At 61.4% G+C, this 21,405-nt stretch carries 18 protein-coding genes; 5 read left to right on the top strand and 13 right to left on the bottom strand.

Annotated elements, in window-relative coordinates; all coding sequences use genetic code 11:
* Window positions 1-11: 11 nt before the first annotated feature.
* Entirely contained in the window at window positions 12-1,601 is a 1,590-nt protein-coding gene (locus J3P86_RS14810) for an ABC-F family ATPase (RefSeq protein ID WP_215005954.1), read from the bottom strand.
* Window positions 1,602-2,008: 407 nt separating this feature from the next.
* On the opposite strand from J3P86_RS14810, the gene lpxO reads away from it, so the two are divergent.
* Window positions 2,009-2,908, top strand: coding sequence for a lipid A hydroxylase LpxO (gene lpxO / locus J3P86_RS14805; protein WP_434698293.1), 900 nt, complete (start codon window positions 2,009-2,011; stop codon window positions 2,906-2,908).
* Between the two features lie 5 nt (window positions 2,909-2,913).
* Here lpxO and ligD read toward each other — a convergent pair whose 3' ends face one another.
* Together ligD and J3P86_RS14795 are read right to left on the bottom strand one after the other, a co-directional pair.
* Window positions 2,914-4,902 carry a DNA ligase D gene (ligD, locus tag J3P86_RS14800; RefSeq protein WP_434698292.1) on the bottom strand — a complete coding sequence of 663 codons (1,989 nt, stop codon included), beginning with the start codon at window positions 4,900-4,902 and terminating at the stop codon, window positions 2,914-2,916.
* A 33-nt stretch (window positions 4,903-4,935) separates the two neighbouring features.
* Window positions 4,936-5,826, bottom strand: a complete 891-nt coding sequence (locus tag J3P86_RS14795) for a Ku protein (protein ID WP_434600956.1) — start codon at window positions 5,824-5,826, stop codon at window positions 4,936-4,938.
* 224 nt (window positions 5,827-6,050) lie between these two features.
* Here J3P86_RS14795 and J3P86_RS14790 point away from each other — a divergent pair, with 224 nt between their 5' ends.
* The 4 genes from J3P86_RS14790 to J3P86_RS14775 all read left to right on the top strand — a co-directional run bounded on the left by J3P86_RS14790 (window position 6,051) and on the right by J3P86_RS14775 (window position 9,521).
* Window positions 6,051-6,392, top strand: a complete 342-nt coding sequence (locus tag J3P86_RS14790; RefSeq protein WP_434630620.1) for a hypothetical protein — start codon at window positions 6,051-6,053, stop codon at window positions 6,390-6,392.
* 40 nt (window positions 6,393-6,432) lie between these two features.
* On the top strand, window positions 6,433-7,584 hold the full coding sequence (locus J3P86_RS14785) for a PQQ-dependent sugar dehydrogenase (protein ID WP_434697574.1): 1,152 nt from the start codon (window positions 6,433-6,435) through the stop codon (window positions 7,582-7,584).
* Between the two features lie 267 nt (window positions 7,585-7,851).
* The gene (ilvA, locus tag J3P86_RS14780; RefSeq protein ID WP_434573875.1) at window positions 7,852-8,859 is read left to right on the top strand and encodes a threonine ammonia-lyase, biosynthetic; all 1,008 of its coding nucleotides are present in this window, start codon (window positions 7,852-7,854) and stop codon (window positions 8,857-8,859) included.
* A gap of 377 nt (window positions 8,860-9,236) precedes the next feature.
* Window positions 9,237-9,521 carry a DUF1652 domain-containing protein gene (locus J3P86_RS14775; RefSeq protein ID WP_434605157.1) on the top strand — a complete coding sequence of 95 codons (285 nt, stop codon included), beginning with the start codon at window positions 9,237-9,239 and terminating at the stop codon, window positions 9,519-9,521.
* Window positions 9,522-9,595: 74 nt separating this feature from the next.
* On the opposite strand, the gene J3P86_RS14770 is transcribed toward J3P86_RS14775, so the two are convergent.
* The 10 genes from J3P86_RS14770 to J3P86_RS14725 all read right to left on the bottom strand — a co-directional run bounded on the left by J3P86_RS14770 (window position 9,596) and on the right by J3P86_RS14725 (window position 21,162).
* A complete protein-coding gene (locus tag J3P86_RS14770; RefSeq protein WP_434698291.1) occupies window positions 9,596-10,534 on the bottom strand; it encodes a carbohydrate kinase family protein in 939 nt (312 codons plus the stop codon).
* Between the two features lie 12 nt (window positions 10,535-10,546).
* The gene (xylB, locus tag J3P86_RS14765; protein WP_434698290.1) at window positions 10,547-12,034 is read right to left on the bottom strand and encodes a xylulokinase; all 1,488 of its coding nucleotides are present in this window, start codon (window positions 12,032-12,034) and stop codon (window positions 10,547-10,549) included.
* Between the two features lie 193 nt (window positions 12,035-12,227).
* Window positions 12,228-13,709 carry a mannitol dehydrogenase family protein gene (locus J3P86_RS14760; RefSeq protein ID WP_434698289.1) on the bottom strand — a complete coding sequence of 494 codons (1,482 nt, stop codon included), beginning with the start codon at window positions 13,707-13,709 and terminating at the stop codon, window positions 12,228-12,230.
* A 15-nt stretch (window positions 13,710-13,724) separates the two neighbouring features.
* A complete protein-coding gene (locus J3P86_RS14755) occupies window positions 13,725-14,828 on the bottom strand; it encodes an ABC transporter ATP-binding protein (RefSeq protein ID WP_434698288.1) in 1,104 nt (367 codons plus the stop codon).
* Between the two features lie 39 nt (window positions 14,829-14,867).
* On the bottom strand, window positions 14,868-15,698 hold the full coding sequence (locus J3P86_RS14750; RefSeq protein ID WP_014338173.1) for a carbohydrate ABC transporter permease: 831 nt from the start codon (window positions 15,696-15,698) through the stop codon (window positions 14,868-14,870).
* Between the two features lie 10 nt (window positions 15,699-15,708).
* Window positions 15,709-16,644 carry a carbohydrate ABC transporter permease gene (locus J3P86_RS14745; protein WP_434698287.1) on the bottom strand — a complete coding sequence of 312 codons (936 nt, stop codon included), beginning with the start codon at window positions 16,642-16,644 and terminating at the stop codon, window positions 15,709-15,711.
* Between the two features lie 163 nt (window positions 16,645-16,807).
* Window positions 16,808-18,118, bottom strand: coding sequence for an ABC transporter substrate-binding protein (locus J3P86_RS14740; RefSeq protein WP_434698286.1), 1,311 nt, complete (start codon window positions 18,116-18,118; stop codon window positions 16,808-16,810).
* Between the two features lie 318 nt (window positions 18,119-18,436).
* Window positions 18,437-19,342: an AraC family transcriptional regulator gene (locus J3P86_RS14735; protein ID WP_305500721.1), complete on the bottom strand. Its 906-nt coding sequence runs from the start codon at window positions 19,340-19,342 to the stop codon at window positions 18,437-18,439.
* Window positions 19,343-19,422: 80 nt separating this feature from the next.
* Window positions 19,423-20,715, bottom strand: a complete 1,293-nt coding sequence (locus tag J3P86_RS14730) for a glycosyltransferase (RefSeq protein WP_434698285.1) — start codon at window positions 20,713-20,715, stop codon at window positions 19,423-19,425.
* A 75-nt stretch (window positions 20,716-20,790) separates the two neighbouring features.
* The gene (locus J3P86_RS14725; protein WP_434573892.1) at window positions 20,791-21,162 is read right to left on the bottom strand and encodes a response regulator; all 372 of its coding nucleotides are present in this window, start codon (window positions 21,160-21,162) and stop codon (window positions 20,791-20,793) included.
* Between the last annotated feature and the right edge of the window lie 243 nt (window positions 21,163-21,405).

Here is a 21,405-nt window from a genome sequence, read left to right as displayed (position 1 = left end):
TTGCAGTTGTTTTAGAACAACACGCCCTGGCTGCGCAGGTAGTCGTCATAGGTGCCGCTGAAGTCGACCACGCCGTCGGCGCTGAGCTCGATGATGCGGGTTGCCAGGGACGACACGAACTCACGGTCGTGGCTGACGAAGATCAACGTGCCCGGATAGTTTTCCAGCGCCAGGTTCAGCGCTTCGATGGATTCCATGTCCAGGTGGTTGGTCGGTTCGTCCATCACCAGCACGTTCGGCTTTTGCAGGATCAGCTTGCCGAACAGCATGCGGCCTTGTTCACCACCGGAGATGACCTTGACCGACTTGAGGATCTCGTCGTTGGAAAACAGCATGCGGCCCAAGGTGCCACGAACCAGCTGCTCGCCACCCTGGGTCCACTGGCCCATCCAGTCGAACAGGTTGACGTCATCCTCGAAGTCATGGGCGTGGTCCTGGGCGTAGTAGCCCAGTTCCGCGGCGTCGGTCCATTTCACGGTACCGGCATCCGGTTCCAGTTCATTGACCAGGGTGCGCAGCAAGGTGGTCTTGCCGATGCCGTTCGGGCCAATGATCGCCACGCGCTCACCGGCTTCGACGGTGAAGCTGAAATCCTTGAACAGCGGCTTGCCGTCGAAGCCCTTGGCCATGCGTTCGACGATGACCGCCTGGCGGTGCAGCTTCTTGGTCTGCTCGAAACGGATGAACGGACTGACGCGGCTCGATGGCTTGACCTCGGCCAGCTGGATCTTGTCGATCTGCTTGGCGCGGGAGGTGGCCTGCTTGGCTTTCGAGGCGTTGGCCGAGAAACGGCTGACAAATGACTGCAGTTCGGAAATCTGTGCTTTCTTCTTGGCGTTGTCCGACAGCAGCTGCTCGCGGGACTGGGTCGCCACGGTCATGTACTCGTCGTAGTTGCCCGGGAACAGACGCAGCTCGCCGTAGTCCAGGTCCGCCATGTGGGTGCAGACACTGTTCAGGAAGTGACGGTCGTGGGAGATGATGATCATCAGGCTCGAACGCTGGGTCAGTACGTTTTCCAGCCAGCGGATGGTGTTGATATCCAGGTGGTTGGTCGGCTCGTCAAGCAGCAGCACTTCCGGGTCGGAGAACAGCGCCTGGGCCAGCAGCACACGCAGTTTCCAGCCTGGCGACACTTCGCTCATCGGACCGAAATGCTGCTCGATGCCAATCCCCAGGCCCAACAGCAGTTCACCGGCGCGAGATTCGGCGGTGTAGCCGTCCATCTCGGCAAATTCGGTTTCCAGCTCAGCCACGGCCATGCCGTCTTCTTCGGTCATTTCCGGCAGCGAATAAATGCGGTCGCGCTCGGCCTTGACCTTCCACAGCTCTTCGTGACCCATGATCACGGTGTCGATCACGGTGAATTCTTCGTAGGCGAACTGATCCTGGCGAAGTTTACCCAGGCGCACGTTCGGCTCGAGCATCACCTGGCCGCCGGACGGCTCGAGGTCGCCGCCGAGGATTTTCATGAAGGTCGACTTGCCGCAACCGTTGGCGCCGATCAGGCCGTAGCGGTTACCCGCGCCAAATTTGACAGAGACGTTTTCGAACAGTGGCTTGGCGCCGAACTGCATCGTGATGTTAGCTGTAGAGATCAAAGGTTTATCCTGCGGAACATTCAGAGTAGCTAAGGGTGCGGCAGTACCTGTTCAGTACCTGTTTGCGCAAGTCCCGACCGCGCAAGCGGCTTGGCGGTCACTGGCGCAAGGGTCCATCCGGCATATAGAGGACAGCTGCATACGGAGCGCCTGGCCCGAGTGGATATGCGCCGAAGCCGGGATCGCCGGTGTCAGCCAGAGGGGGCGCTTGATAGTTGGCGGCGATTGTACTGATCTGGCCGCGTTAACGATAGGGTGTAACCCAGGCAAGACGGTTTTTCACAACGCAGGGATAACTTTAAATCGCCAACTGTGGCTAAAATGCCATCTCACTCGACGCCATCTCCCTTGCCGCTTGGCTGGCCCCGGAGAAGCAGCCTGTTCACTTCTGGACCCTGACCGAATCCGTGAAGCTCATTATTGTCGCAATCTACGTACTTTCCATTGGCTATGTGCACCTGCGCGGGCGCGTGCGGCATAAATTCGGGCGCCAGTTGAGCGATCACTCATCCTTCCTTGCGCCGATCAATTGCCTGCTCTACCTGTGTTCGAAACTGCCCAACAGGCCTTTCCTGAGCCCGGCCCAGTTTCCTGACCTGAGCCCCTTGCAGGCCCATTGGGAAGAGATCCGCGCCGAAGGCCAGAGCCTGCTGCAAGCGGGGGAGATCAAGCGCTCCGATCAATATGACGACGTGGGCTTCAACTCGTTTTTCAAGACTGGCTGGAAGCGCTTCTACCTGAAGTGGTATGGCGACAGCCATCCCTCGGCGATGAAGCTGTGCCCGCGCACCACCGAACTGGTGCAGAGCATCGGCTCGATCAAGGCCGCGATGTTCGCCGAGCTGCCGCCGGGTTCGAAGCTGGTGCGTCATCGCGATCCGTATGCCGGGTCTTATCGCTACCACTTGGGGCTGCAGACACCCAACGACGCCGGCTGCTACATCAATGTCGACGGTGAGGCTTATCACTGGCGCGACGGCGAGGCGGTGGTGTTCGACGAAACATTCATTCATTACGCCGAGAACACCACGTCGCAGAACCGCATCATCCTGTTCTGCGACGTGGAGCGGCCGATGAGATTTCGTTGGGCCACCGCCTTCAATCGCTGGTTCAGTCGTACCGTGATGGCCGCCGCTGGCGCGCCGAATGACGCCGGGGACCGGACCGGTGGCCTGAACCGGGCGTTTTCCCGGCTGTACAAGATCCGCCTGCAAGGCAAAGCGCTGAAAAAGCGCAATCGCAAGCTGTATTACCTGCAGAAATGGGCGTTCTTTGGCGGCCTGCTGGCGATCTTCATCTGGATCTGAACGGTTCAGCCGCCCGGTTTCTCAGCCTCCAACTGTTCCCACATCTTCGCCGTGATCCGTTGGCGATGGTTGTAGCCTTCCCACGGATCGGCGCCCAGGCCCTTGGCCCGTTCCAGCGCGGTATGGATATCCCATTGCTGCGCGTTGCGCAGGCCGGCGAGTTCGTCCCGGGCGATCGGTACCGAAACCGGCAGGCCCGGCCGGGCACGCACCGAATAAGCGGCGACGGTACTGGCACCACGGGCGTTGCGCAGGTAGTCGATAAAGACCTTGCCCACGCGGTTTTTCGGGCCCATGGTCGCGGTGATTCGTTGCGGCATCTGCCGGGTCAGGAACTGCGATATGGCCTTGGCAAAGGCCTTGGTGACGTCCCACCCCTCGCTTCGCGCCAGTGGCACGATGACGTGCATGCCTTTGCCGCCGCTGGTCTTGAGAAACCCCTGCAAACCCAGTTCGTCGAGTACTGACAGGGTCATGCGCGTCGCGTCGAGCATGGCGTTCCAGGGCAACGACGGATCCGGGTCCAGGTCCAGCACAAACAGATCGGGCGTCTCGATCCGGTCATGGGTCGCCGTCCAGGTGTGCAGTTCCACCGCGCCCATCTGCGCCGCGCCGACCAGGGCATGGATGCTGTCGATTTCCATCAAAGCCGCATGGCCCGGGTCCAGCGCCGGATCGAGTTGCCTGATATGGGGGATTTCCAGGCGATCGGCGTGTTTCTGAAAAAACAGCTCCTCGCCAATCCCTTCCGGCGCCCGTACAAGGGAGACCGGCCGCAACTTGAGATGCGGCAGGATCCAGGGGGCGATGTCCAGGTAATACTGGGCCAGTTCGGCTTTCTGCACACCGCTGACGCTGTCGACGACGCGGTCCGGGTGGGTGATGACCACGCCGTCGACTTTCGCGGTGTCGGCCTTGCCGCGGCGTTTGGGCTTGGCGGGCGTGGCTTTGATGGGCATGGGTTGTTCACGCGTCACCCGACTGACCTGCCGGTCGCCGGGCAGATCGAGGAACACCGCCTGACGCACCAGCCCGTCGCGGGTCCATTCGGCAAATTCGATTTCGCAGACCTGCGTCGGCTCGACCCAATGCACGCCGCGCGCCGGTGCGCCTTTGAGCAGCTGGTCGAGTGGCGACGTTTCACGTTCCAAGGCACATAGCTGTTCATGCAGTTGTTTGAGTTGGGATTGGCTGAAGCCCGTGCCGACCCGGCCGGCATAGACCAGCCCCGACGGCCCGTTGACCGCTAGCAACAGTGCGCCGAAGCCGTTGCGCGTGCCTTGCGGGCGGGTGAACCCGACGATGACGAAGCATTGGCGCAGCCGACATCTGAGTTTGACCCAATCGGCGTTCCGTCCCGAGGCATAAGGGCTGCCCAGACGCTTGCCAACCACGCTGTCCAGTGACAGGGCGCTGGCGCTTTCGAAGATGTCATGCTGGCTGGCGGAAAACGCCTCGGAGAACCGCAGGCGCTTGCTGGAGTTGCTCTTGAGCGCATTTTTCAAGGCTGCGCGGCGTTCTTCAACCGGTTTGTCGCGCAGGTCGACGCCATTGAGAAACGGTGCGTCGAAAAGGAAATACAGCATGTCGACGCTGCGGCCGATCTCGAAGGCCTGGCGCAGGGCAGGGAAGTCGGAATGCCCGGTCTCATCGAGCAGCACCAGTTCGCCGTCGAGCCAGCTGTCGCCCAGATTCAACTGGGCCAGGGCGTCGGCGTGCAGCGTGAGGCGATCGGTCCAGTCCGCATGGTGGCGATTGAACAGCCGGACCTCGCCGTTCTGGATGCGCGTCATCAACCGGTAGCCATGAAACTGCACTTCATAGCGCCACTCACCGGCCGGCGGTTGCTCCACCGGTGTCGCCAGCTGCGGCGACAGACGTTCGGGGATTCGCCCCGTGTCGGTCTGCGCATTCCGGCGGGTGCGGCTACGAGTCGTTGGTTCATCCGCCTCCACGGCGGACAGGCGGGCATATTCACTCTCGGCCTTGGCCATGACAGATTCCCTTGTATTACAGGCGCCCGGGGGTTAGCCCCGGGAGGCCTTGGTGGCTTTTTTAGCAGGAGCGGATTTGCGCGTCTTGGTCGATTTTGCCGCAGGCTTTTCGGCAGGCTTTTCCGCCGTCTTGCCCTTGCCGCCGAGGCTGCGCTTGAGCAGTTCGGTGAGGTCGATAACGTCGGCGGTTTTGCGCTGTTCTTCGCCGGGGTCGGTTTCCACCGCTTCGAGCCGGCCTTCGGTGGCTTTTTTCTCCACCAGTTCCATGATCTTTTCCTGGAAACTGTCGCGATACTCCTGGGGTTCCCAGTCGCCACTCATGTCTTCTACGAGCCGTTTGGCCATGTCCAGTTCGCCCTTCGCCAGCGTCGGGTTGGTGACTTCGTCGCCCAGTTCCAGGACGTCGAGTTCGCGGACTTCGGCGGGCCAGCGCAGCAGCACCAGCACCAGGGCCGATTCCAGGGGCATCAGCGCCGCCAGGTGCTGGCGGGTATGCATCACCACATTCGCCAGCGCGACTTTGTTGGTCTTGAGCAGGGTTTCGCGCAGCAGGGCGTAGACTTTGCCACCACGTTTATCAGGTGCGAGGAAATACGGCTTTTCGATGTTCTGCAGCGGGATCTTCTCGCTGTCGACGAAGGAAAAGATGTCGATGGTCTGGGTGGACTTGGGGTGGGCGGCGCGAATCTCCTCTTCGCTGATCAGCACGTATTGGCCTTTCTGGTATTCCACGCCTTTGACGATGTCGTCCTTGGTCACCTCCTTGCCGGTAACCTTGTTGACCCGCTTGTAGCCCACCGGGTCCATGCTGCGTTTGTCCAGCCAGTCGAAATCCACGCCCTGGGACGCGGTGGCTGACACCAGGGCCACGGGAATGTGGACCAGCCCGAAACTGATTGCGCCTTTCCAGATAGCCCGTGCCATGGTGGAGTTTTCCTTGCCGGTGAATAGTCTCTCTGGTGACCCTTGGGTCTCTGGAAAAGTTTCCACCGGGCGCCGGCTGGCTGCGGTTGGGGTGCTCCAGGGGCGCTGAGTTGGAGACGCCTGGTTACATCTTCATGAGGATATTTTGCTTAACAACGGCGAACCTGCGGCGTAGCGTATTTTCGCAATGCGGGTGCCGTACCCATGAAATCAGGAAGGTCTCGATGAACAGACTGATACTCGCCACCCTGGTGCTGCTGACGGCAGCCACTGCCCAGGCGGCTACGCCCGGCGCCGATCCAGTACTCGTGGCGCAGAACCTGCCGGGCAACAACAATCCCTACAACAGTCCGATTCGCCGGGCCAACCCGAACAGCATGCAGGGCACCCAGCCCAACGTGCCAGGCATACGGAACAACCCGACGGTTCCGGTTCCCCGACCGCCGACCCTGGAGAATGGCGGCATCGGCAACGGCTACCCGCGTTCCGGACCGCCATCGGGGTCGCCACGCCCCACCATCGAGTCGCCGACGCCTCCCCGGCACACCAATAATGGCAATCGTTGAGACACCGTGCCGATCAACACCACCACAGAAGGAAGTGTGCATGTTGCGTAAAACATTCCTGGCAACACTTTGCGCCAGCGCTGTCCTGGCCCTTTCAGCGCCGGCCTCTGCCGCGCCAGTCCAGCAATTCAAGGCCGAGGACGGCACCGTCGAAGTCACCACGGTCACCCGGGGGCTGGAGCGGCCCTGGTCCGTGGCGTTCCTGCCGGAGCAGCAGGGCATGCTGGTCACGGAGCGTCCCGGTAACCTGCGATGGGTGAAGGCCGACGGGAAATTGTCTGCGCCGTTGAGCGGTGTTCCCGAGGTCTGGGCCAAGGGGCAGGGTGGTTTGCTGGATGTTGTGCTGTCTCCGGACTTCAAACAGGATCGCACCGTCTACCTGTCGTATGCCGAGGCGGGCGAGGATGGCAAGGCCGGCACGGCGGTGGGCCGTGGGCAGTTGTCCAGCGACATGACGCGCCTGGACAACTTCGATGTAATTTTCCGCCAGCAACCCAAGCTCTCGACGGGCAACCATTTCGGTTCGCGCCTGGTATTCGACCGGGACGGCTATCTGTTCATCACCCTGGGCGAAAACAACGACCGTCCGACCGCACAGGACCTGGACAAGCTGCAAGGCAAGATCGTGCGGATCTATCCCGACGGCAAGGTGCCGGACGACAACCCTTTCGTGGGGCAGAAAAACGTCCGTCCCGAGATCTGGTCCTACGGCTTGCGCAATCCCCAAGGCGCCGCGCTCAATCCGTGGAATGGCACGCTATGGGAGAGTGAGCATGGCCCCAAGGGCGGTGACGAGCTGAACATCATCGAGCGCGGCAAGAACTATGGCTGGCCGTTGGCGACTCATGGCGACAACTATTCCGGCGCGCCGATTCCCGAGGCCCAAGGCAAGACCGCGAAGGGTACCGTCGGTCCCCATCACGTCTGGCAGGTATCGCCAGGGCTCAGCGGCATGGCGTTCTACGACAATGACCGGTTTAAGGCCTGGCAACGCAACGCGTTTGTCGGGGCGCTGGTTTCCAGGGACCTGATTCGCCTGGAGTTCGACGGCGACAAGGTTGTCCATGAAGAACGCTTGCTTGGCGAGCTCAAGGAGCGGATCCGCGATGTTCGCCAGGGGCCGGATGGTTTCCTCTATGTGCTGACGGACGACGATGACGGTGCGCTGTACAAGGTCGGGCTGAAGCAATAGCCGTGCTGTGAAGTTTGTGGCAAGGGAGCAAGCTCCCTTGCCACAGGATCAAAAGCGTCAAAGGATCACGGAGGCCGGGGATTTCCATTGACTTCCCGGCCCCTCGCGGCTAGTTTTCAGCCATGACTTCCACCGTACTGCGCAGCCAGCCAAGCATTATTACCGCCATTCCTTATCTGGCGGGCTAGCTGACGACTGCACCCAACCCGCCCTAGAGGCGGGTTTTTTCTTTCTGTCTCCAGGGCTTTACCCGACCAGGAGACAGCCATGACCCCAACCAGCCCCGAGCAGACGCTGCTGGAGCACTACGTCAAGAAGATCCTTGCCGCTGCGGTGTACGAACTGGCGGTGCCCACGCCGCTGCAAGCGGCTGCGGCGCTGTCCCAGGCCTTGGGCAATCGGATTCTGCTCAAGCGCGAGGACCTGCAACCGACGTTCTCGTTCAAGATCCGCGGCGCTTATAACAAGCTCGTGCAACTGACCCCCGAGCAACGCAGCCGTGGCGTGATCACCGCATCGGCGGGCAACCACGCCCAAGGCGTGGCGCTGGCGGCTCAAGCGTTGGGTATCTCGGCGTGCATCGTCATGCCGCGCACGACGCCCCAACTGAAAGTACTGGGCGTGCGCAGTCGCGGGGCCGAAGCGTTGCTGCATGGTGAGAGTTTTCCATTCGCCCTGGAATTCGCCCTGGACCTGGCTCGGCAGACCGGGCGGGAATTCGTCTCGCCGTTCGATGACCCGCAAGTCATCGCCGGGCAGGGAACCGTCGCGATGGAGATCCTGCGCCAGCATCCAGGTCAACTGGATGCCATCTTTGTTCCGGTCGGCGGTGGCGGCTTGATTGCCGGGGTGGCGGCTTACGTCAAATACCTGCGTCCGGAGGTGCGCATCATTGGCGTCGAGTCGGAACACTCCGCATGCCTCCAGGCCGCACTGGCAGCAGGGGAGCGGGTGACGCTAGCGAGCGTCGGCACGTTCGCCGACGGCGTGGCCGTCGCGCAGATCGGCGCCCATGGCTTCGATATCTGTCGTTTCTGTGTCGATGAAGTGATCACCGTCAGCAACGACCAGCTCTGCGCCGCGATCCGGGATATCTATGACGACACCCGCTCGATCACCGAGCCATCCGGCGCCCTGGCGGTGGCGGGGATCAAGCGCTACGTGACGGACAGCGGAGCGCAGGGCCAGACACTGGTGGCGATCAACTCTGGCGCAAACATCAACTTCGACAGCTTGGGCCACGTGGCAGAGCGCGCGGCAATGGCTGCGTCTTGAGGTGCTCCCGCGCATCATATTTTTTGAAGTAGCCGACGGGTGCCCGCCCGTGAAGTCGAAATAGTGGCTAATCTCCAGCCTGGCAAGTTGAGCGACGTGATGCAGTTTGCATGGATAAAACACCGTTTCCTTGCATTTTGCACGGCCGTTGCGTTGGATCTGACTGCTAAGTAATTGATTTGTAACAGTGTCGCTGTACTGATTTACGGGCATATTTTTTGCGAGTTGATACCCGAGTCCGATGACGGGCTCCAACACCAGAAAACGCCAAAATGAACGAACGGCACGGCATTCGAAGTCCTGTCCGCAGGGAAGAATCGGACGAAAATACCGCCGTCGTGAACATGAATTGGCTGCCTCAAAAGGAGAGAGTTGCCATGTTTTTATCTGCCCTCGAAATGCGAAACATCATTGAAAGCAGCCTGCTGCCCAAACGCTCGCAATGCACCTTGTCACCTGATCTGTCCATGACCGTTAAAATCTACGACGACCACCAGACCGACCGCGTGGCCCTGGTCAAGAGCGATATTGACGCCACCAAGCTCACCGGCTGCCGCGCCATCAACGATCTGATTGCGGAACTGCGTACCGAACTCGACCGTGGCCAGGGTCACGGCCACGGGAACTATTTCCACCAGCAACACCGGATGAGCGGGCGTTAAGCACCGCCCGACCTTTGCAAACCTGACGACCGGGTCCGATGTTTTCGAACCCGGCGTCCAGCTTTCGTTTTTTCCTAGACCAATTGCTGCCGATAGGGCAGGTCTGGCCCGACTTTGCCGCACGTAAGTGCCGCGGCGCGCATGGCGAAATGCAGCATCTCCCCGATCTGCTCCGCGCTCAGCGAATGCAAACCCTGCACATCATCCAACTGCTGTTCGGTCAGCCAAGCGATCAGCGCAGCCTGGAACGTGTCGCCCGCGCCCACCGTATCGGCGATCTGGACCGGGCAGGCGGGAAGCGACCATACGCCATGCTGACGGCTGAACACCGTTGCGCCCTGGCCGCCACGGGTGAGGAAGGCCAACTGACAGCGGTGCTCCAGCCAGCCCCCAATCACTTCATGTGGGTCCCGGTCAGGATAGAGCAGGCTCAGGTCTTCATCGCTGACCTTGATCAGGTCGGCATATTCCACCAGCGTCGCGATCCGTGAACGCCACAACCCGATGTCTGGCTGCGGATTGAGCCGCACGTTCGGGTCGAGGCTGATCAGGCGTCGGCCGCTTTCGCGTTGTACCAGTGCCAGCAGCGTATCGCCCACCGGTTGCACCACCAAGGAGAACGAACCCACATGCAGGCCGCGCACTTGCGGGCCCAGCGTCGGCAAATGCTCCGCGCGCAATTGCCGGTCTGCGCAGCCTTCGCCACGGAAGCTGTAGTGGGGCGAGCCGTTGGCGCCGACAGCGACCATGGCCAGGGTGGTGGGGGCCTCGAAGTCCTGGGCAAATTGAATGCTGACGCCTTCGTCCACGAGCACCTGTTTCAAGCGCCGGCCCAGATAGTCGGTGGACAGCCCGGTGAATAGTGCCGACTCGATCCCCAGTCGACGCAAACCCACCGCCACGTTGAACGGTGAACCACCGGCGAGCGCCTTGAAGTTCACTTGCGAAGCCGGAGTCTGCGCTTCGTTTGCGCTGAAAAAATCAAACAGCGCTTCACCACATACCAGATACATAATTGCCTGCTCTCAAAGGGTTGCGACGTGCTGCCGGTAACGTTCGTAGGCTTGTTGTGACGCCGCGACGTGCGCGGCGACGGGCCGGGTTTCGCTGGCCGGGTCGAGTTTGACGCAGCGCTCGCACAGGTCGGCCAGGGATGTTTGCCCGGCGCCATGACACCACGCCGCCTGGATCGCCCCGCCCAGGGCAGCGGCTTCACTCTGTTCGGTGCAAATGACGGTAGTGTCCATGATGTCGGCGACGATCTGTCGCCAGACCGGGCTCTTCGAGCCGCCGCCGATCAGGCGAATGCTCTGGGCCTTGAGCCCGTTGGCACGGAGCAGGTCGAGGCCATAGCGCAGGCCGAAGGTCGTGCCTTCGACCACCGCGCGGCAGAGGTTGGCCCGGGTCAGGTTGGTGGTCGTCAGGCCCAGCAGGCTGCCGGTGGCATGGGGCAGGGCGGGGACGCGTTCGCCATTGAGGAACGGCAGCATGCACACGCCCTCGGCACCGATCGGCGCCTGGGTCACGAGGGTATTGAACGTATTGATGTCCAGTTCCAGCAGCTCGCGCAGCGCTCCGGTGGCGTTGGTCAGGTTCATGGTGCAGATCAACGGCAGCCAGCCGCCGCTCGACGAACAGAACGTCGCCACGGATGCTTGCGGGCTGACCACGGGCTCGGCGGCATACGCATACACCGTGCCGGAGGAACCAAGGCTCATGGTGATCACGCCGGGCTGGATGTTGCCGGTGCCGATGGCGCCCATCATGTTGTCGCCGCCGCCACTGGCGACCACCGCGTCGGGGTTGAGGCCCAGGTGTGCGGCGATCTCGGGCAGGATCCTGCCGACTGGCTGATGGGCCTCGATCAGCTCGGGCAAGGCCGATTCCAGCCGGCCGCTAGGGTCGATATGGCGCAGCAGCGCGCGATCCCATTGGCGGGTACGGACGTTGAAGTAGCCGGTGCCCGAGGCATCGCCGTACTCGCTGCAATGGCGCCCGGTAAGCCAGTAATTGAGGAAGTCATGGGGCAGCAGGATGCTGGCGGTCCGCTCGAAAACCTGCGGGTGCTGTTCTCGGGTCCAGAGCAGTTTGGACACCGTGTAGCCCGGCGCAATCACCACGCCGAGGCGTTCCAGGCTGCCTTCTTCACCGCCGAGATGCGCCAGGAGACGATCGTTTTCCGCGGTCGTCTCGGTATCGCACCACAGTTTTGCCGGGCGCAGGACCTGGCCCTGGTCATCGAGCAATACCAGGCCGTGCTGCTGGCCGGAGACGCCGATGCCGAGAATCGACTGGCCATCGACCTTTGCATCCGCCAGCGCTTGGCGAGTGGCCTGGGTGAACGCGTCGAGCCATTGCCGGGTGTCTTGTTCCCGGCGGCCGTTGGCACCGCTGATCATGTCGTGGGCGGCGGCGCCCTGGCCAAGTACCTGGCCGCTGATCGAATCGAGGATCAGCGCCTTGGTGCCTTGGGTGCCGCAGTCAATGCCCAGGAACAGTTGTTGGTTTGCCATGGAAATCCTCGGATCAAAGAGCAGTCGATACAACACCGTGGTAAGGGACAACCTGTGGCGAGGGGATTCATCCCCGCTGGGCTGCGAAGCGGCCCCAAAATTTACCTGCTGTTGCGGTGTTTCAGGCAGTCTGTCGGGGGCCGCTTCGCTACCCAGCGGGGATAAATCCCCTCACCACAAGAGCGGGTTGCATCTAGCCTTGATCAGCCAGCACCCGCTCAAGCGTCTTGGTCACCCCTTGCTCGCGCAAGCTGTTGCAGCACCATTCGAATGCTGCCACGAACTCGGGCGAACGGGGGATGGCCGTGCCAAAAATTTCTTCCACTGCAAGCATTCTCTGGGTCACCAGCGCGTCGTCAGCCACCAGCGCCTGGCAGAACGCCGCGCGTGGATCGGGGATCGAATAGGTCGTGCCATTTTCATCTACCCCTTTGAGGTAAACAGCCCAGGCCGCCACCACCAGCGCCGCGCGGCGGGTCTGGCCGCCGTCGGCGATCAGGCGGTTGATGGTCGGCACGGTGAATTTGGGAAATTTCGACGAGCCATCCGAACACACCCGTTCCAACTGGTCGGCGATGGCCTGGTTGGAGAAGCGCTCCACCAGGGTGTCCTTGTATTCCGTCAGGTCGATGCCCGGCACGGGCGCCAGTTGTGGCGTCACGTCCAGGTCCATGTAGGCGCGGATGTAACGCACGAACAACGGGTCGTTCATGGTTTCGTGGACGAAACGATACCCCTTGAGGAAACCCAGGTACGTCAACGCGAGATGGCTGCCGTTGAGCAGCTTGATCTTCATCTCTTCATAGGGCGAAACGTCATCGGTGAACTGCACACCGACCTTCTCCCAGGCCGGGCGACCATTGACGAATTTGTCCTCCAGCACCCATTGCACAAAGGGTTCGCACACCACTGGCCAAGCGTCGTCGATGCCATGCTCGTCGTGCAGCTGCAAGCGGTGGGCGCTGCTGGTCATCGGGGTAATGCGATCGACCATGGCGTTGGGGAAGCTCACGTTCTGCTCGATCCATTGTCTCAGTTCGGGGTCTCGCAATGCGGCAAACGCCAGCAGCGCCTTGCGCGTGACGGCGCCGTTGTGGGGCAGGTTATCGCAGGACATCAGGGTGAACGCCGGCGTCCCGGCGGCGCGGCGTTTGGCTAGGGCGGCGCAGAGGAAGCCGAACACGGTCTGCGGTTCGTCCGGACGGGCCAGGTCGTGCTGGATCTGCGGCAGATGGGCCATGAATTCGCCGTTGCTGTCGTCAATGCAATAACCACCCTCGGTGATCGTCAGCGAGACGATGCGGATCTGCGGGTCGGCCAGTTTGTCGATCAACGCCTGGGCGCCATCCTCGGCCAACAGCATGTCGGCGATCGCGCCGATGACCCGGACTTCGGTGTCATCGGTATCGCCCAGTTCATACAGGGTGAACAGGTAGTCCTGGCCAGCCAGATCATCCCGGGCCCGGCGATCTTCGGCCCGCAGGCCTACGCCGCAGATAGCCCAGTCGAGGCCTTCGCCGGTGTTCATCAACGCATCGGTGTAATACGCCTGGTGCGCACGGTGGAAACCGCCGACGCCGATGTGGGCGATGCCCTGGCGGCGGTCGCCCAGGTTGTAAGCGGGCAGGGCGACCTCGGCGTTGAGGTTGTGCAGGTTCTGTCGGTTGAGTTTCATCGCAAATCTCGGCAATCAGGCGGCAGCGCGCAGCGCGCGGGAAACCGCAACGCCTTCGGCATCGAATAAGTGGCAGTGTTCGGCGTCCAGGTGCAGCTCCAGTTGCTCGCCGAAACGGCTCGCCAGGTCACCCCGCACGCGCATGGTCAGGGCTTCGCCGGAGGCGGTGACGACATGGCAGAAGGTGTCGCTGCCCAGGCGTTCGCTGACATCGGCGGTGACCCGCAGCGCGCAATCACCCGGTTGCGCCAGGTTCAGGTGTTCCGGACGAATCCCCAGGGTTACCGCGCCGCCGACGCTCAGGTTGGCACCGCTGCGCGGCAGGCTGATACGGGTGCCGGCGTCCAGCAGCACTTCACAACCCTGGCCGTCCAGGCCGGTGACCTTGCCCTTGAGAAAACCCATCTTCGGCGTGCCGAGGAACCCGGCGACGAACAGGTTGGCCGGCTGGTGATACAGCTCCAGCGGCGAGCCGACCTGCTCGATGCGACCGCCGTTGAGCACCACCACCTTGTCGGCCAGGGTCATGGCTTCGACCTGGTCGTGGGTCACGTAGATCATGGTTGCCTGCAACTCTTTATGCAGGCGCGCCAGTTCCAGGCGCATCTGCACGCGCAGGGCGGCGTCGAGGTTCGACAAGGGCTCGTCGAACAGGAAGATTTTCGGGTTGCGCACGATGGCCCGGCCGATCGCCACGCGCTGGCGCTGGCCGCCGGACAGCTGCTTGGGCTTGCGCTCCAGCATCGGCCCCAGTTCGAGGATGCGCGCCGCTTCGTTGACTTTTTTTTCCACCTCGGTCTTGGGCACACCGGCGAGGTCGAGGGCGAAGGACATGTTCTTGCGCACGCTCATGTGCGGGTACAGGGCATAGGTCTGGAACACCATCGCCAGGTCGCGCTTGGCCGGGCTGACTTCGGTGATGTCACGGCCGTCCAGCTCGATGGTGCCGTCGCTGACTTCTTCCAGGCCGGCGATCAGCCGCAGCAGCGTGGACTTGCCGCAGCCCGAAGGGCCGACGAAGACCACGAATTCGCGGTCGTTCACTTCAAGGTCGATGCCCTTGATGATGGAAAAGCCTTCGAAGCCTTTTTGCAGATTCTTGATTTTCAGGTTGGCCATGATGATGAGCCTCCACTTCTGATGACTGTGTAGGGCGCGTTACTTCACCGCGCCGAAGGACAAACCGCGCACCAGCTGTTTCTGGCTGATCCAGCCGAAAATCAGGATCGGCGCGCAGGCCAGGGTCGAGACGGCGGACAACTTGGCCCAGAACAGGCCCTCGGGGCTGGAATACGAGGCGATCAGTGCTGTCAGCGGCGCGGCTTTGGATGAGGTGAGGTTGAGCGACCAGAACGCCTCGTTCCAGCACAGGATCAGCGACAGCAGCACCGTTGACGCCAGGCCGCCCTTGGCGATCGGCAGCAGCACGCGGACCATTTCCTGCCACAGGGTGGCACCGTCCAGGCGCGCGGCTTCAAGGATGTCGCGCGGGATGTCCTTGAAGTAGGTGTAAATCATCCAGACCACGATGGGCAGGTTGATCAGGGTGTAGATGATGATCAGCGCGAGGCGCGTGTCCAGCAGGCCGAACTGCTTGGCCAGCAGATAGATCGGCATCAGCACGCCCACCGGCGGCAGCATTTTGGTGGAGAGCATCCACAGCAGCGTGCCTTTGGTGCGCTGGGTTTCGTAGAACGCCATGGAGTACGCCGCCGGCACCGCGATCAGCAGGCACAGGGCGGTGGCGCTGAAGGAAATCACCACCGAGTTCCAGGCGAAGCTGAAGTAGTTGCTGCGCTCGTTGATGTGCAGGTAGTTCTCCAGCGTCGGCGCGAAGATGAACTGCGGCGGCGTGGCGAAGGCGTCGATTTCAGTCTTGAAGCTGGTCAGCACCATCCAGAAGATCGGAAAGAAGATCAGGATCGCGATGGCCCAGGCCAACGTGCCCAGCAACAGGCTTTGCAGGCGACGGGATTGTTGAAGAGTCATGGCGACGGCCTCAATGCTTGTCGGTGAGGTTTTTGCCGATCATCCGGACCAGGATGATGGCGGCGATGTTGGCGATCACCACGGCGATCAGGCCACCGGCTGACGCCATGCCGACGTCGAACTGCACCAGCGCCTGGTTGTAGATCAGGTAGGCGAGGTTGGTGGAGGCGTAGCCAGGGCCACCGTTGGTAGTGGTGAAGATCTCGGCGAACACCGACAGCAGGAAAATCGTCTCGATCATCAGCACCACGGCAATCGGACGCGCCAGGTGTGGCAGGGTCAGGTGCCAGAAAATCGCGATCGGTCCGGCACCGTCCAGGCGCGCGGCTTCTTTCTGTTCCTGGTCGAGGGACTGCATGGCGGTCATCAGGATCAGGATCGCGAAGGGCAGCCATTGCCACGACACGATGATGATGATCGAGAGCAACGGGTAATGCGCCAGCCAGTCCACCGGCTGCGCACCGAAGAGCTTCCACACCGAGGCGAGGATGCCGGAGACTGGATGGAAGATCAGGTTCTTCCAGATCAGCGCACCGACGGTGGGCATGATGAAAAACGGCGAGATCAGCAACACCCGCACGATGCCGCGACCGAAAAATTCGCTGGCCTCCAGCAACGCGCTGATCAACACGCCGAGCACGATGCTGATCAGCAGCACGCTGCCCACCAGCAGCAGGGTATTGGTGGCGCCGGGCATGAAGCCCGAATCGGTCAGGAAATAAGTGAAGTTCTCCAGCCCGACGAATTCGTTTTCACCAGGATAGAGCAGGTTGTAACGGATCATCGAGAAATAGACGGTCATGCCCAGCGGCACGATCATCCACAGCAGTAACAAGGCGACCGACGGGCTGACCAGGAACCAGCCGGGGTTGGCCAGGCGGATCTTGCGGGCTGGCGGCGGAGCAATCACGATGGGGGCTTTGGCGGTTGTCGTTGAGCTATTCATGAGCGCTTACTCTTATGCGACACATTCCCTGTGGCGAGGGAGCTTGCTCCCGCTGGACCGCGCAGCGGGCCCATGCCGATAAGCAATCTTTCTGATCGCCAGGGCGGGCTTTGCCCGCCAGCGGGAGCAAGCTCCCTCGCCACAAATGGATATTTACAAGTCTTTACTTTGGATACCCGGCGCGTTTCATCTCGCGCTCGGTGGTGGACTGCGCGGCGGTCAATGCCTGGTCCACGCTCTGCTGGCCGGTCAGCGCGCCGGAGAAGAACTTGCCGACCTGGGTGCCGATGGCCTGGAATTCAGGAATGGTCACCAACTGAATGCCGATGTAAGGCACGGGCTTGACCGTCGGTGCTTTCGGGTCGGCGACTTTCAACGACTCCAGCGTCACCTTGGCAAACGGCGCGGCCTTCATGTACTCGTCGCTGTAGGTCGAGGCGCGGGTGCCTGGCGGTACGTTGGCAATGCCGTCGGTCTTGGCGACCAGTTGGCCGTATTCCTTGGACGTTGCCCAAGTGGTGAAGACCTTGGCCGCGTCCTTGGCTTTGGAACTGGTCGGGATGGCCAGCGACCAGGAGTACATCCACGAAGTGCCCTTGTCGGTTTTTTCGTGGGGGGCGAAGGTGAACCCGACGTGATCGGCCACCTTGCTCTGGGTTTTGTCGGTCACGAACGAACCGGCGACGCTGGCATCGACCCACATCGCGCACTTGCCGCTGTTGAACAGGGCCAGGTTCTCGTTGAAGCCGTTGCTGGACGCGCCCGGCGGGCCGGATTTCTTCATGTTGTCGACGTAGAAGTTCAGGGCATCCTTCCACTCAGGCCCATTGAACTCCGGCTGCCACTTCTCATCGAACCAGCGCGCGCCAAAACCGTTGGCCAGGGTCGTGATCAGCGCCATGTTCTCGCCCCAACCGGCCTTGCCCCGCAGGCACAGGCCATACTGTTCCTTGGACTTGTCGGTGAGCTTTTGCGCGAATTCACCGATCTGGGTCCAGGTCGGGTGCTCAGGCATGCTCAGCCCGGCGTTCTTGAACAGGTCCGTGCGGTAATAGGTGATCGAGCTTTCGGCATAGAACGGCAGGGCGTACAACGAGCCCTTGACCGACAAGCCATCGCGCACGGAAGGGAAGACGTCTTCCAGGTCGTAGGACGCCGGCAGGTCCTTCATCGGCTCCAGCCAGCCCTTGGCTCCCCACAGTGCGGCTTCGTACATGCCAATGGTCAGCACGTCGAACTGTCCACCCTGGGTGGCGATGTCCGTGGTCAGGCGCTGGCGCAGGACGTTTTCTTCGAGCACCACCCAGTTCAGCGTGATGTCCGGGTGCTCGGCCTCGAAAGTCTTCGAAAGCTTTTGCATGCGGATCATGTCGCTGTTGTTGACGGTGGCAATGGTCAGGGTTTGCGCGCCGAAACTGACGCTGCTGAGGGTCATGCAGGTGGAGACAAGCAGAGCTTTTACCGAAGGTTTCATCGCGCACTCCTTTTCCGCGCCCACGGGCTGCAGAAGGACAGTTATTGTTTTTGTCTCTTCCGGATGAGAGGAAGAATGTGCGCTGATTACAGCCCTCAATGGATTGCATGACAAATCATTCGTCGCACTTTTACTGATACTTTTTTGCACTGGGGTTTGATGGGAATCATTTGTGGCGAGGGGATTTATCCCCGCTGGGGCGCGAAGCGGCCCCCCGGCGTCCTGCCTGACACCCGGCAGTGGCCAATACAATTTGGGGCCGCTTCGCAGCCCAGCGGGGATAAATCCCCTCGCCACAAGGGTGTGGCTGAAGGTGGATCAGGCCTGGTTCTGCTCGGTCAACCGCTGCACCGCCAGCCGCCGGTAGTGCGACGGGGTCATGCCCTTGAGTTGCTGGAAGCGTCGGTTGAAGTTGGAAATATTGTTGAAGCCCGACTCGAAGCACACATCGGTCACTGGTTTGTCGCCATCGGCCAGTAGCTCGCAAGATTTGCTGATGCGCAGGCGATTGACGAATTCGATGAAGCAACGCCCCGTGGCTTGCTTGAAAACCCGGCTGAAATAGGTGGGTTTCATGCCCAGATGCTCGGCGACTTCTTCCAGGGGCAACTCCCGGGCGTAATGGGCAAAGATGTAATCCACCGCGCGGTTGGTGCGGTCGATGCTGTGCTCGTCCGCCGCGTGTGGTGTGGTGGCGCCCGAAAGCAGCTGGAAGTCGTCGCAGGCCGCCAGCAGCTCCATGAGGATAAAAAAGTAGCCCAGCCGGCTCATGCCCTGGGCGTCGGCGATGCGTTGCATCAACGTCATGGCCTGGCGGATGGTGCGCTTGCAGCGAAATTCGATGCCGTGCTGGGCACGCTCCAGCAGCGGTGCGAGGGTCTTGAGCTCGGCGAACACCTGGTTGCCGCTTTCAAACAGTTCATCGGTGAAGTTCACCAGCATGTCGCGCTTGGGCACCACTTCGTCCTCGGCCACCTGGCTGATCCAGTTGTGGGGCAGGTTGGGGCCGGTAAGGAACAGCGACTGCGGAGAAAAATTGCCGATGTAGTCGCCGATGAAGACTTTGCCCGAACTGGCGACGATCAGGTGCAGCTCGTATTCCTTGTGGAAATGCCAGCGCACCAGCGGGCAAGGAAAGCCGTGCTGGCGATAGATGATGGACAGCCCGTTGTGGTCGTCCATCAACTCGTAGGAAGGGTCGGTGACTCTGGCTGTTCGGGTCATGGGCCTGGCGCTTTTATTGTTATCGCCGCTGGATAATGCCCCCTTCGCCGCGCAGGTTCCAGCCCCGGGACGAAGGCCGGTCAGCTGTTGCGGTTCTTCTCTTCGATCCACTGGGACATGTACTGGGTGCTCTTGTGCTGGTGATGGCGCAGCATGCTGCCGGTGAAGTTGTCCCGGCGTCGGCGCGCCAGATCGGCACGACAGGCATTGATGCTGTCGATCAGCGCCGGGCCGTGCACCCGCCGGCGAAAGCGCGCCGCCAGCAAAGCCAGCCCGGCGTCCTGGGCATCGGCCCAGCGTGCCTGATCGCTATACAACTGTACGGCGGCGCTAGCAATATCCTCGGCGCTCTGCGCGATGACACCGGGCCAGGGCATGCCGGCGTGCATGGCTTCGGCACCGATGGGCGTGGTGACGCTCGGCGTGCCGCAGAGCATGGCTTCGATCAGTTTGCCCTTGATACCGGCGCCGAAACGCAGGGGGGCCAGGCAGATGCGCGCCGCGGACATGACCTGCAAGGCATCCTCTGCCCAGTTCATGATGTGGAAGCCTTGGGCCGGGTTATGCAGCGCTGCGGCCTTGGGCGGGGTATAGGCGCCATACAGGTGCAGCTGTGCACCGGGCAGTCGCTGGCGAATCAGCGGCCACACGGCATTTTTCATCCAGAGTACGGCGTCCCAGTTCGGTGCATGGCGGAAATTGCCGATGCTGAGGAAGTGCGCCCGTTCTTCGAAAGGCACGAAGGCTTGCTCAGGCAGGTCGAGCATCAATGGGCACCAGAGCAACAGCTCACGGGGCACCTTGAAGTGCTCCACCAACAGTTCGATCTCGACTTCGGACACCATCAGGTTCAGATCGCATCGATACAGAGCGGCAATCTCGCGCTTGGCCAGGTCGGTGTCGGCCATCAGCTCGAATTCTTCGCGCAGGGCGGGGGCGAACAGGTCGCTGAAATCCTCACAGGTTTCATCGGCTTTCAAGCGATCCTTCAAGCGCTGATGCCGCGCGTGGCGCAGGCTCTGCAGATCGGAAGTTTCCAGCACGCGCAGGGCGTCGGGGCAGTGCTTCTCGACTCGCCAGCCAAACTGCTCTTCCATCATGTACTGGTCGAACAGGACGACATCGGGCGCGAGTTCGCTGATGAATGCGTCAAAACTGCTGCTATTGAGCTCGATCGGTACCTCGCGGATGCCCAGGGCGATCAGGTCGGCGCGGTTTTCCCCGGGCCTGGCGGGGCTGCTGAAAGTGATGTCCCAGCCTTGCCCGAGAAAAGCCTCCAATAACTGCATGACATGCCCACCGGCCGCCGATGAGCGTGGCTCGGGCCAGACATAGCCGATCACCAGGACTTTGGTGGCGGTGGGATGAGACATGAGGGACATTCCTTGAGGCGGGTCAGGCGCGGTCGGCGCGCGGGGCGCCGATAGTGACCAAGAATGCGCCTGGGCTCAAGAAAGAATCTTTTTGACCTTGTCGCGCAGTTGGTCGATGGAGAAGGGTTTGCCGATCACGTTCATGCCTTCGGGCACATCGATGCTTTCGGCATAACCGCTGGCGAACAGGATCGGCAGCCCTGGCCTGGCCAGTTGGGCCCGTTTCGCCAGTTCGCGGCCGTCCATGACCGGCAGGCCGACGTCCGTCATCATCAGAGCGATGGGCTGAGCGTCATCGTTCAGAAACTCAAGTGCCTGCTCGCAGCCGTCAGCTTCCAAAACCTTGTATTCCAGTTCTTCCAGGACATCGACAATCAACATGCGCACGATGTTGTCGTCTTCGACTACCAGGATGGTGGAGGGGGTGTCAGAAGCGGGGACGGACATAATAGACTTCTCGGAAGATGGAATCGGTAGGGGCGCGGCAAAAAGTAGCCGTATGCATGAGTAAGTAGCGAAGCGGTACAAGTTCCCGAGGTTGTACAAGAAAGGATCTATAGTACAAGAGCTGACAAGGATAGTCGCATCCTTATGACCCGGTCGTACCGTCAGGAAATTGTGGCATTGCCTTGTCAGATGTGTGGATCCAACCCGTATTTTTGGGCAAACTCCATCGTCTTCAACTGTCCA

This window comes from Pseudomonas sp. D1-1 (genome assembly GCF_051132225.1).
GTDB lineage: Bacteria > Pseudomonadota > Gammaproteobacteria > Pseudomonadales > Pseudomonadaceae > Aquipseudomonas.
This window is presented reverse-complemented; position numbering and strand designations above follow the sequence as displayed.